Annotated in this window: 12 protein-coding genes; 5 read left to right on the plus strand and 7 right to left on the minus strand. The window is 58.0% G+C overall.

Annotated elements, in window-relative coordinates; all coding sequences use genetic code 11:
* Positions 1-318: hypothetical protein (locus ACIREA_RS16870; RefSeq protein ID WP_397383466.1), on the plus strand; the 318-nt coding region annotated here is incomplete at its 5' end.
* Here ACIREA_RS16870 and ACIREA_RS16875 read toward each other — a convergent pair.
* Complete coding sequence (locus ACIREA_RS16875) at positions 319-1,212, minus strand: polysaccharide pyruvyl transferase family protein (protein WP_397383467.1); 894 nt, start codon at positions 1,210-1,212, stop codon at positions 319-321.
* Between the two features lie 141 nt (positions 1,213-1,353).
* Between ACIREA_RS16875 and ACIREA_RS16880 the strand changes: the two genes are divergently transcribed.
* Together ACIREA_RS16880 and ACIREA_RS16885 are read left to right on the plus strand one after the other, a co-directional pair.
* Positions 1,354-1,872 (plus strand): hypothetical protein, encoded by a 519-nt coding sequence (locus ACIREA_RS16880; protein WP_397383468.1) that lies wholly within the window; start codon positions 1,354-1,356, stop codon positions 1,870-1,872.
* 42 nt (positions 1,873-1,914) lie between these two features.
* Positions 1,915-2,289, plus strand: coding sequence for an ArsR/SmtB family transcription factor (locus ACIREA_RS16885; protein WP_397383469.1), 375 nt, complete (start codon positions 1,915-1,917; stop codon positions 2,287-2,289).
* 69 nt (positions 2,290-2,358) lie between these two features.
* On the opposite strand, the gene ACIREA_RS16890 is transcribed toward ACIREA_RS16885, so the two are convergent.
* The 4 genes from ACIREA_RS16890 to rseP form a co-directional block, all read right to left on the minus strand.
* Entirely contained in the window at positions 2,359-3,807 is a 1,449-nt protein-coding gene (locus ACIREA_RS16890; RefSeq protein WP_397383471.1) for a glycosyltransferase family 4 protein, read from the minus strand.
* 20 nt (positions 3,808-3,827) lie between these two features.
* The gene (locus ACIREA_RS16895) at positions 3,828-5,429 is read right to left on the minus strand and encodes a serine/threonine-protein kinase (protein ID WP_397383472.1); all 1,602 of its coding nucleotides are present in this window, start codon (positions 5,427-5,429) and stop codon (positions 3,828-3,830) included.
* Positions 5,430-5,506: 77 nt separating this feature from the next.
* The gene (locus ACIREA_RS16900; RefSeq protein ID WP_397383473.1) at positions 5,507-6,676 is read right to left on the minus strand and encodes a glycosyltransferase family 4 protein; all 1,170 of its coding nucleotides are present in this window, start codon (positions 6,674-6,676) and stop codon (positions 5,507-5,509) included.
* A gap of 12 nt (positions 6,677-6,688) precedes the next feature.
* Entirely contained in the window at positions 6,689-8,203 is a 1,515-nt protein-coding gene (gene rseP / locus ACIREA_RS16905; RefSeq protein ID WP_397383474.1) for an RIP metalloprotease RseP, read from the minus strand.
* 178 nt (positions 8,204-8,381) lie between these two features.
* Here rseP and ACIREA_RS16910 point away from each other — a divergent pair, with 178 nt between their 5' ends.
* Positions 8,382-9,155, plus strand: a complete 774-nt coding sequence (locus ACIREA_RS16910) for a DUF3313 family protein (protein ID WP_397383476.1) — start codon at positions 8,382-8,384, stop codon at positions 9,153-9,155.
* Between the two features lie 141 nt (positions 9,156-9,296).
* Positions 9,297-9,758 carry a hypothetical protein gene (locus ACIREA_RS16915; RefSeq protein ID WP_397383477.1) on the plus strand — a complete coding sequence of 154 codons (462 nt, stop codon included), beginning with the start codon at positions 9,297-9,299 and terminating at the stop codon, positions 9,756-9,758.
* A gap of 51 nt (positions 9,759-9,809) precedes the next feature.
* Here the strand turns inward: ACIREA_RS16915 and ACIREA_RS16920 are convergent, their stop codons facing one another.
* The gene (locus tag ACIREA_RS16920; RefSeq protein ID WP_397383479.1) at positions 9,810-10,271 is read right to left on the minus strand and encodes a RidA family protein; all 462 of its coding nucleotides are present in this window, start codon (positions 10,269-10,271) and stop codon (positions 9,810-9,812) included.
* A 22-nt stretch (positions 10,272-10,293) separates the two neighbouring features.
* Positions 10,294-10,893: a CDP-diacylglycerol--glycerol-3-phosphate 3-phosphatidyltransferase gene (gene pgsA / locus ACIREA_RS16925; protein WP_397383481.1), complete on the minus strand. Its 600-nt coding sequence runs from the start codon at positions 10,891-10,893 to the stop codon at positions 10,294-10,296.
* Between the last annotated feature and the right edge of the window lie 105 nt (positions 10,894-10,998).

Consider the following 10,998-nt stretch of genomic DNA (forward strand, 5'->3'; position numbering starts at 1 on the left):
ATGAAGGGAAAAACGATTCATGCCGTGGAAGACGCACGGTCTGTCGAGGGGGACAACATCACGGTGCTCGACAGCCTCACCGTGCCTGCCACACTCAATCTGATCAAAAACTGCCGTGCCTATGTGGGCAGCTGGTCCAGCCTGCAGCAGGCGGCCTGGTTTGAGAACAAGCCAGTGGCAGTGTTATACCCAGAGAACCACCACGATGTGACTCAGCCCACCGATTACGCCTTTGGCATGAACCGAGACAACACCCTTGGGCGTGAGTACTCGAAGGTGGACGCAGCCGAGCTCGCGGAGTTTCTGCAACGCTGGTGATCAACGGGGGATGTAACGACGCAGCACCTCGAAATGAGTGGCGGCGGCACTGATGTTTGCCTCCAGGTTTTCCATGCGAATTTTGTAGGGCGCATCCACCGGCGTGATAAACGGCACATGGCTCGTGCGCGCGAAAACCATGCCATGGTAGCGGCCGGTGATGACAAACCGTGACCGTGCAATGGTTTCAAACGCCACCTTCGGTCCGGGAGTGGCGATGATCTGCGCCTGAGGAAAACTCTCCGCAGCCTCGGCGAGCAGCTTGTCATTATCCGCCGGTGCCCCCATCCCCAGCCATGTCACCGACATGCCGCTGGCGGCGAACTGTCGCAGGTAGTGGTTGATCAGTGCATTGCGCGCATTGACCAAGCCCGCTGGAACCAGAGTGATGGATCGCATGTCATCCACTGAAGTTGCGGTTTCATGCCGGTAAAGGTAGGCAGCGTCCGGGGCAAAAACCACATCCTCACGCCCGCTGAGCTCCTGCGCGATGCGCACGCAGCGCGGTGAACGTAGAGTGATGAAATGCGCCTGCCGCAGATACGGAGCCCACGGTTGCAGCCTGGAGACATCACTCTCCTCGCCATTGAACTGAAACTGAAAGCCGCAGGAAAGAAATCCCCATGGAATGCGCCGCCGGATCGCCTCATCCATATAGAATTTCATGCAGCGGAAATGCGGGGATTCCATTGCCTCAGCACTCTTTTCCCCGTGGTTGTAAACAATCCCGCCGCCTCCCATGACAAGCATGTCCAGGTCCTCCGGCAGGGACTTGGGCAGATCCGAATTGTAGATCACCAGCTCATGCTCTGGCAGCTGCTGCGCAAAGACCAGCGGATACGTGTCATCACCGACATTTCCATAACCCGATGCTCCGACGAAAGCGATTTTCATGCGCCAGCATCCTACCACAGGACCGGATCGAAATGACAGTTCCATGGTGGACCTCCACCAAAAAAACCATGCAGTGCGAAATTGCCCTCGCGTCATTTAACCTTTTGGTTAAATTTTAATCCGGTTACAAACCGCACACCTATGAAAACAAATCTGATTCTTATCACCCTTTCCTTCCTCTCCTCGGTGCTCACCGCCACCGCTGGCGAACCTTCCAAACCTTACACCGGCTCCGCCGAGTTTGAAAAAATGAAAACGCTCGCCGGCGACTGGCAGGCTAGGGCGGACATGGGCCAGGGACCAATGACGGTGACCACGCAATACCGTGTCATCGCCGGGGGCAGCGCGATTGAGGAACCCATGTTCGCCAACACGCCCAAGGAAATGGTCACCCTCTATCATGAGAAGGACGGCAGGCTGGTGCTGACGCATTACTGCATGCTGTGCAACCGGCCCAGCATGACGCTGGTGAAGTCCGATGCAAAATCCCTCACCTTCGACCTGGCCAAGGACAGCGAGATCAAAGTGGACACCGAGAAGCATATGCACTCCGCCGTCATCACCTTCGTGGATGCGGATCATGTGACGCAAAACTGGACGCTGTTCGACCATGGCAAGGCCCAGCAGGATCATCCCTTCCAATTTGAGCGCGTGAAGTAAGCCCGCTTGCCAGCCCGGCACGCAGCATCCACTCGTTTCACCATGAGACGCGCCCCCCAGCCTCTGCTCCTTGATCTTGTCTTTGCCGCACTCTCTGACGCCACCCGGCGCGGACTGCTGTCACGGTTGATCGAGGGCGAGGCCACGGTCGGCACTCTGGCAGAGCCCTTGCAGATGTCCCTCCCGGCCGTCTCCAAGCATCTGCGCGTGCTGGAGGATGCAGGACTGCTCAAGCGCCGGATCGAAGGTCGTACCCATTACATCTCCGCCAATCCCAAACCCCTCCGCGAAGCGGTGAACTGGATCGAACGCCACCGCCAGATGTGGGAAGGCAGCTTCGACAGACTCGCCGCCCTCGTGGAGCAGGCCCCGCCAGAACCGCCCGCCAAAGAACACACCAAGCCCAAAAAATCATGAACACTCTCGTCGCCGAACAAACACTCAATCTCACCCGTCGCTTCAAAGCACAGCGCGAGCGCGTCTTTTTCAAGTCCTGCTGCTGAGCTGCCGGGACTGCATTGTCTGCCGTCGCTTCGCCTGGCGCGGAGCGGCAGGCAGCAGCGCCTGGAATTGCCCTGCCACGGTTTCCCAGCGAAAGTCCTCACCGCGCACATGCGCCAGTCCTTCAGCGGCCAGACGGCTGCGTTCGGCCTTGCTTTGATACAACGCCTGCAAAGCCGCCACGAAAGGCGCTTCATCCACAAGGCTCCCAGTAGTGTTGATCTCGGGATGAAAGAGCGTGCGCGAACACGGAATTTTGACCGCAGGCCTGGCCCATTCGCCCAATGCGGAAGCTTCGGGCACGATCTGCGGAATGCCGCAGGCCATGCCTTCCATCGTGGTCAGCCCCCAGCCTTCGCCCAGTGTCGTGGTCATCTGCACGTCAAGACTGCTGTAAATGTACTTCAGCCTGCTCACATCTTGCATGTCCCGGATGTCGTCAGCTCCAGTGAGAATCAGTCGGTCGGCGACACCATAGTAGCCGGCCACGCGGCGAAGATCCCAGCCCGTGTCTTTTTGAGCGCAGTGCAGGAGCAGATGCGCGTCGGCGATGTTGTGCTGCTTGATCCAGGACGCGAAAATCTGAATCGTGAGATCGAGACGTTTGCGCGGCTGGTTGCGGTTGACGTTGCCAACGATGAAAGCATCTGGAGGAACAGTGAGCCCCAGTTGCCGCCGTGCTTCATGCTTGTCCGAGGGTTGAAACACTTCGGTGTCAATGCCATGCGGAATCACATGACGCCGCCCCGTAAAACCTCCTGCCACAGCCGCACGATGCCCAAAGTCCGTGTACCAAACCGCCGCATGGAGCTTGTTCAGTTCCTGCATCGCCGCAGACTCGAGATTGCCTCCATCCACCGGCATATAACCGATGATTCGGACACCTTCAGGTGCGGCTTTGGCGAATTCCGCCACGTTCCACCAATCGTTGTTAATGATGACCGCAGCGGGATCAAACTCGGTGCAGAGATGCTTGAAACGGTTCATTCCCCACATGTCTCCCCCCTGCCATGCAGGCATGACTTCATATGGCAGCTCATGGGTTGAACCATCATAATTGACCCCTGACACGATGACCTCCCAGTCATGACGCAGATGATTCAAGACTGCATGCGTGACAGTGGCGAAGCCGGTGGGAACCAATACATCACCGATCCATAACAAGAGTGGCTTGGATGAACGGGCCAGCTTCATCCTGCCCCCGGCTTGAACCACCGGCCCCTTCACGCGAGGCTGGGCGGCTTCAGCGGTCACACCACTTGCCATCACGGCCATGCAGCTCGGCATTCCTGTGACGGCAGCCCGCTTGGAAATCGGCTTGGATTTCACCTTCGCCGTGCTTTTTTTCTGCAAGTTCACTGGTGCGGACCTGGCCTGCCGGTTGCGAGTTTTTGCATCGCCAGCTTCATTGTGGATGTGGGAATACTTGCTCATGTCAGTTTAAAGGATGGGGGTTAATCGTTGTTTAAGATTTTACATTGGGGCAGCATAACACCCAGTTTTTCCATCATGGCGTCCACGGCAAGCATTCGCGTTTTACTGACCCGCAGGGCACGGAGAGATTTGCACGCAACCAGATGTTCAATCGCGTCATCCGTCACCAGTGAGGTTGAGGATAGATCGAGGTTTTTGAGCTTCGGAATGGACGTGAGATGTACCAGCGCCGCCACCGGCACCTCCATGCCGCGCAGGCAGAGGTTGGAGACCGTTCCTGCTTCCTGAGCGAGCAGGGTCAGCTCCTTCAAATCCTCCTCCGTTTTGAGGGGAACCGTTGACAACGACACCCGCCAGATGCTGAAAGGCTCCTGAGGCAGGTCGGTCGTGAACATAATGTCAAAACCTTCTCCCATCCTCTCTTCAGGACTTGAGTCAGTTTTAACATTCACGAAACCCTCATGCGCCAGCACCCATTCCGCCAGCCTCATCTGTTCGGGTGCAGCCGGCGGCATGACCGCCTTGGCAGGCTCTGCAGCTTGAGGAGCGGATGCCTGGCCGCTCTGCCCAGATGTCTGCCAGCCGCCCTGCCACACCATTCCGGCCATTCCGGCCAGCAGCACCATCACGCCGGCCATCCAGGCCCGCCTGCGGCTTGGACCCACCTTGGGTGTCATCTGGATCGTGTCCGCCCCGGTGGGAATTCTCACCGGCTCCCCCATGGCTTTCACCAGTTCGCTTCGGGATGGCCGCCGGAAGTTTTTCCAGTTGTCGCTGTTCTTGAAGAGCTTCTCCAGCACCTGCGTCATGTCACGCACATGCTGGTAACGTTTCTCAGGGTTGTTTTGCATCGCCTTGCTGACGACAGCATCGATGCCCTTGTCCGCGCCGGAACGAATCGAGGGCGGCTCCCACACCCCCTTGGGCACATGCCCCGTGAAGAGCTCATAGATCATCACCCCCAGCGAATAGATGTCCGCCCGGTGGTCGATGCTCTTGCTCTGATCGAGCGCCTCAGGCGCGATGTAGTCAGGCGTGCCGATCGTCATGCCAGTGGCGGTGTAATCCACAGCCTGCTGGCCCATGACCTTGGCCAGGCCAAAATCCGCGACCTTCACATTGCCACGCTCATCGACGAGAATGTTGGCCGGCTTGATGTCACGATGCACAATGCCGCGCTCGTGGGCAAACTGCAGCGCCTCGCAAACCTGGGTGATGATGGTGAGGATCTGTCTGGGCTCGGGTGGAGCACGCTTGAGCAGATGCTGCAAATCCATGCCGGAAACGAACTCCATGACGTAGTACATCTGGCCGTCAGGTGTCTCGCCGAAGTCATGCACGGCGATGATGTGCGGATGATTCAGCTGTGCGAGCGCATGCGCCTCGCGTTTGAAGCGTTCGGCAAAGCTCTCCTTGTTCCGATGCACCTGAGGCAGCAGTTTCACCGCCACCGTGCGGTTGAGGCTCTTCTGCACCGCCTTGTAAACCGCGCCCATGCCGCCCCGCTCGATGAACTGAAGAAACTTGTAGCCCGGAATCAATGCATCCAGCTCCTCCGTCGATGGCGGAGTAAAGGGCTCGAAATGAACGGCATCCCCCCCATGGTCATTCGCCTGGTGCATGCTGATGATTTAAGAACAAGGAGGCGTTTTAGCAAGACCCTAGACACCGCAGGGCAAAATAATCACTAGAAATCACCTTAGGCCGCCTGGTAGGCCGCCAGCAACTGCCCCACGCTCCGCTCCCAGTTCAGCTCCTGGGTCAGTCGTGCATGGCCGTCGGCGCCCAGCGTTTGACGCCGGGAATCGTCGTCGAGGAGCTCTAGGATGGCATCGCCCAGCTTTTCAGCGGAGTTTTCCATGACGTACACCGCGCTCTCACCCGCTGAGAAGCGGCCTTCTACAGTGCCAAACATCACCATCGGTTTGGCGAAGGCCATGTATTCCAGCACCTTGTTCATGGTGCAGTGGTCGTTGTACGCATTGATGGGGTCGCAGGCGACGCCGAGGTCCACGGTACGCAATGCACGGCACAGAAACTCGTCGCTCACTCGTCCCGGCATGCTGAGGCACTCGCTCAGGCCAAGCTGGTCACGCAATGCAACAAGATCCGCATGCTCCGCGCCGGAACCCATCAGCAGAAACTGCACATCGGTGCGCCGGCGGGTTTTGACGATGTGATCCGCAGCGCGCACGAGGTAGTCCACGCCATCCGCACTGCCCATGACTCCAATATAACCCACCAAATGCCGCCTCCCAGCACGCAGTGTCTCATCCGGCTGCGCAGCGGTGTTCATCCGGCTCGGCGCTGTACGCACCACAAAGGCACGATCCTCACGCAGCTTCCCGCGCTGTTTCACTGCGCTCAGCACGCTCTGATTGGTGGCGATCACCACGTCCGCCAGCGCAAGCGTGCAACGCTCGGCAACCCGCACCGCCCAATACATCAGCCCACGACTGCCGAACTTCGCCTCAAACATCTCCGGCCAGAGATCATGCACATCAAAGATGACTTTCGCGCCGCCAAACAGCTTGAACGGCAGAGCCACGAGAAACAGCAGATCCGGCGGATTGCAGAGGTGGATGACGTCGAAGCCGCCACGCCGCCACGCTTTGACAGCACACCAAAACTCCCCCCACAAAGCCGAAGCGTACTCAGCGATGAATCCACCCAGCGATCCGGCCTCGCCACTGATCCAGTGGCGGTAGATTTGGATGCCTTCGAGCACTTCCTCCGGCTGCGTGTAGCCACGCATCTGCGGACAGATGACAGTGACCTCGTGCCCCGCATCTCGCAGAGCACAGGCCTCCTGCCACACGCGCCGGTCGAAGGGAACGGGAAGGTTCTCAACGAGGATGAGGACGCGCATAAGCGGCGAAAATTACGCGCCTGCGGCACCACGCTGCTCTTTGGAGAGCCACTCAATTTTCAAAACCTTGCCCTCTTTGGCTCCGCCGCCAAAGAAATCCCCAGTATCCTTGAGGGTGACAAAAATGATGAAGCCGAAGAGCATCAGCGCACAAGCAGTTTGAACGTACTCAAGAATCCTGCCCTGCGGCGGCTTGCGGCGGATCGCCTCAGCAGCGGCCATGGTGATGTGCCCGCCATCCAGCACCGGGAAAGGCATCATGTTGAGGATGGCCAGGTTGATGTTGAACACGACACTGAACCACAGCACGAGACGCCAGCCATCAGGGTGCTGGAACAGCTTGTAATACAGACGGCCGACTCCCACTGGGCCGCTCATGTGCGCAGGGCTGAGATCGGACTTCGGTGAGACTAGTTTGGAAACCAGATTGCCCATGTGCCGCACGGCATCGCTGATCTGCTCCCACGGTGTGATGACGCTGGGAGTACGCTTGCCTTCCACATCCCAGGCCACGCCGATCATGGGGTATTCCTGATGATCATCCGTGACCTCCTTGAGATTGTTCTTGTCCGGGATGCGCGGCAGGATGGGGATTTGGATGACTTTGCCTGTACGTTCGATGTCCAGCATGATGGTCTTGCCCGCTGTGGCTTTGATGTAGTCGCCAAGATCCCCCATGCTGCGCAGTTGTCTGCCATCAGCACGCAGCACCAGGTCATCTGCTTTGATGCCCGCTTCTTCCGCAGGGCTGTTTTTGGCAACTCCCCCAACCATGGGCGTCATCTGGCCTTCCAGACCGATGGAACGCAGTTCGGGCCGTTTGAAGATTGAGCGCCACCAGGAAACCGGCTCCGCCTTTTTTTCGCTGCTTGGCCAGGCCTTGGGATCCACATTGAACTTCATCACTCCCTGTCCAGGACGCTCCACCTCGAAGGCGATCGTTTCACCTTCGCTGGCCACCACGCCCCAGCGCACACTGTCCACCAGTCCTTCGAAGCGCTTCACGGGCTGACCATCCACCTGAAGGATCTTGTCCCCGGGAAGAATGCCCGCTTTCTGAGCCGGACTGTCTTTGGCCACATAGCCAACGATCGAGGTGGTGTGGGATTCGCTCTCCGGCTTGCCCACGACCCAGACGGCCACGGCAAACAAGCAGGCCAGCATGAAACTGAACAGCGGACCGGCAAAAGCCACGATGGCCTTGTCCAGCGGTGTGATCGCTGGCAGCCCTTCCTGGTTCACCTCACCTTCGAGCCCGCCCATCGGGGCCATTTGCGGCAGCGCCACAAAACCGCCCGCAGGAATGCTGCCGAGTCCGTACTCCACGCCATTGATGGTCTTTTTCCACAGCGGCTTGCCAAACCAGATGTAGAACTTCTCCACCTTCAGTCCGCGCCAGCGTGCCGCCAGGAAATGGCCCCACTCATGAACCACGATCATGAGATTGAACACGAGGATCACCTCCAAAATGAGGATGATGAATCGGAGGATTTCACCGAAGGAACCGAGAGAGAAAAGCCATGCCATAAAGTTGGAAGGAAGAGATCAGGCGGAGCGCGGCGGAATTGCCGGAGCACCGAATGACCAGACGGGAAAGCTAACACCCCCCCATGGTTGGCGCAAATGTTGCGGGGAAGTTTGTGTTGGGGCCGATATGTGAAATATTTGCCATCCGCCTTTCTCAGACGTATCCCCATACCGCGCCATGATGCTGATCCGTACCGCCCTATTCCTGCTCATCCCTTGGATGATGATCTCCTGCCGAACCGCCAAAAGCGTGGTGGCTGCCGTCAGTGTTAAGCCCACCAAAATGCTCCCACATGGAAGCGAGCTAAAGGAAAACCGTAAACGCTCGCCTTTCATCGGCAACTGGTGGACCACCGACAAGAGAGTTCTAGATGCTGCTGAAAAGGTGAAATCGATCTACATCGCCCCGGTAGTCTCCGATGAATTGCGGCCCATGCTGCAAAAGTTCACCCAGGTGGAGTTCAGCAAAAAACGCCGTGAAAACAAGATGAAGGGCCTGCTGACTTACGCTCACGATAAATTTGTCAGCGCTTTCAAGGCGAACAAAAAATCACGCTTCACCGTCGTGGATGCTCCTTCCAAGGATGCCATGACCCTGAAACTGTCCATCATCGAATGGGAACCCAACACCTACTCAGGACTGCTGGTGCGGGAAGCCGTGGATCTGGTGACTCTGCCCATGGTCGGCGGCAGCTTGCTTGGAAAACCTTCACGCGGCACCATCGCCATTCAAGGTGTCGTGACCGAGCCCAAAACCGGCAAGTCCGTCTTCGAGTTTGCCGACAAAGAAGAGGCCAAGACCTTGTTCTTCTTCTTTCCCCAGGAGCTGTTTCCTACCGGTCAGGCCAAGTTCGCCATTCGTGAATGGGCTCAGCAATTTGAAAAGATCATGAGCTCACCGCCCGACAAGCAGATCAGAGACAGTATGCCCTTCCAGATCATTGGCTTCTAAGATCACTGAAGCTTTCCGGGCGTTTCGCTCATAAAATTCAGAACCACTCTATTTGAGCGGAATTATTCTCCTGCCGAGTGGTCGTTTACTCGTTGCCAAAGGGGCGGAATGGGTGCGCTAATCCTGCGCACTCCCTTCGCCATGAAAATACTGCCCCTACAATCGCTCGTGGTTCTTCTCGTCGGTCTTTCACTGACCCTCACTGCCTGTCAGTATCCCTACGCCTACAATGGCTCAGGCCCCTATCGAGGAATCTTCACGCCCTACCAGACCACAGGGCGTGGCCCGCTGGGCGATCTCGCAGCCAGCACCCTTGGCTCCAACCGTGACCATTATTACTATGTGATCCGCGGCGCAAACGCCGGGACACGCTGCTACTCCGCCCGTCCCTGCTACACGGGCACCTACAGCCGCCCAGCGGCCTACCCAGTCTCATATCAGCTGCACCCATACTACTCGAACGGCATCTACAGCAGCCCGTATTACAACCGCAGTCCTGGATACGGCAGCAGCTACACCAACCGCCCATGGGGTGGTGGTTATGGCTTTGGCCAGCCCTTCAGCTGGGGCAGCGGCCTCGGCCTCGGCTCGCGCTGGTTCTGAGCCCCGTTTCAGACCGCTCTGAGCAACCTGCGCTGTGACCAGCGCAGGTTTTTATTGCAGCTCAAAGATGCCCTCGATCTCGACGGCGATGTTCCCCGGCAGCGAACCCATGCCCACGGCACTGCGTGCGCCGATGCCGCATTCTTCGCCCCAGATCTGGCCAAACAATTCACTGCAGCCGTTGATGACCTTCGGATGATCTCCGAAATCTGACGTGCAGTTCACCATGCCGAGCAGCTTCACCACGCGCTTCACGCGGTCCAGGCTGCCAAGTTCACTTTTCAAGGTGGCCAGCAAGGCGAGGCCGGTCTGCTTTGCCGCAGCCTTGCCCGCTTCAAGATCCATATCCCCACCGACCCGGCCGGTGAGATACTTCCCATCGCCAAGATACGGCCCATGACCGGAGACGTAGGCGATGTTTCCGACGATCACGACCGGTTTGTAAACACCGCCACGCGGTGGCGCGGTAGGAAGTGTGAGACCAAGGGTGGTGAGTTGTTGTTCTGCGTTCATGGCTGTGAGTTCAAAAGAAGCATCAAGCATCGTCAAACAGACGACGATTCTTCCAAAAGTAGCTGAAACCAGACACCAGCGTCAGCAGTGTCGTGAAAGAAACGAGGAGCAAAGCCACGACCCGTTCCACGTCCGGACTCGCCGTGAAGGCTGGGTGAGTAATGCCAAAGATGGGTTCAAGCGACGCCTGGCGCATCATGAAATAAATCACCGTCAGGATCTGCCACAGCATCTTGTGCTTCCCCAGTTTTTCCGCCGACAGCACCGCACCCTGCCCCGCCGCCACCAGCCGGATTCCGGTCACAAAAAACTCCCGCGCCAGGATCACGATGGTGATCCACGCCGGCATCCGCGTCGCTTCGGGAAAGTTCTTGTCGGAGGTCAGCAGGATAAAGGCTGCGGCGATGAGAATCTTATCCGCCAGCGGGTCAAACAGCTTGCCGAAGTTGGTCACGATGCCGCGCGCACGCGCGATCTTCCCGTCAAAGTAGTCAGTGGCAGAGGCAATCCCGAAGATGATCAGCGCCAGCGAAACCGTGTTCGCCCACGGGATGTAAAAGCACACCACAAACACGCCCGTCAGGATCAGGCGTGAGAGAGTGAGTTTGTTCGGCAGGTTCATGCGGTGGTTGGTCTCTCTGTCTAGCGATGGAATCCCCCCGCTGTCAATGGCGGTCCTGCAACGAAAGAACATTGCTCAATGCCACTGGGCGCGGTCCAGATCAAG

The organism is Prosthecobacter sp. (genome assembly GCF_044373815.1).
In the GTDB taxonomy this organism is placed as follows: domain Bacteria; phylum Verrucomicrobiota; class Verrucomicrobiia; order Verrucomicrobiales; family Verrucomicrobiaceae; genus Prosthecobacter.

Bases quoted from the DNA above. Each gene is read 5' to 3' on its own strand.
- ACIREA_RS16875 (WP_397383467.1), bottom strand. From the start codon at position 1,212: ATGAAAATCGCTTTCGTCGGAGCATCGGGTTATGGAAATGTCGGTGAT.
- ACIREA_RS16880 (WP_397383468.1), top strand. From the start codon at position 1,354: ATGAAAACAAATCTGATTCTTATCACCCTTTCCTTCCTCTCCTCGGTG.
- ACIREA_RS16885 (WP_397383469.1), top strand. From the start codon at position 1,915: ATGAGACGCGCCCCCCAGCCTCTGCTCCTTGATCTTGTCTTTGCCGCA.
- ACIREA_RS16890 (WP_397383471.1), bottom strand. From the start codon at position 3,807: ATGAGCAAGTATTCCCACATCCACAATGAAGCTGGCGATGCAAAAACT.
- ACIREA_RS16895 (WP_397383472.1), bottom strand. From the start codon at position 5,429: ATGCACCAGGCGAATGACCATGGGGGGGATGCCGTTCATTTCGAGCCC.
- ACIREA_RS16900 (WP_397383473.1), bottom strand. From the start codon at position 6,676: ATGCGCGTCCTCATCCTCGTTGAGAACCTTCCCGTTCCCTTCGACCGG.
- rseP (WP_397383474.1), bottom strand. From the start codon at position 8,203: ATGGCATGGCTTTTCTCTCTCGGTTCCTTCGGTGAAATCCTCCGATTC.
- ACIREA_RS16910 (WP_397383476.1), top strand. From the start codon at position 8,382: ATGATGCTGATCCGTACCGCCCTATTCCTGCTCATCCCTTGGATGATG.
- ACIREA_RS16915 (WP_397383477.1), top strand. From the start codon at position 9,297: ATGAAAATACTGCCCCTACAATCGCTCGTGGTTCTTCTCGTCGGTCTT.
- ACIREA_RS16920 (WP_397383479.1), bottom strand. From the start codon at position 10,271: ATGAACGCAGAACAACAACTCACCACCCTTGGTCTCACACTTCCTACC.
- pgsA (WP_397383481.1), bottom strand. From the start codon at position 10,893: ATGAACCTGCCGAACAAACTCACTCTCTCACGCCTGATCCTGACGGGC.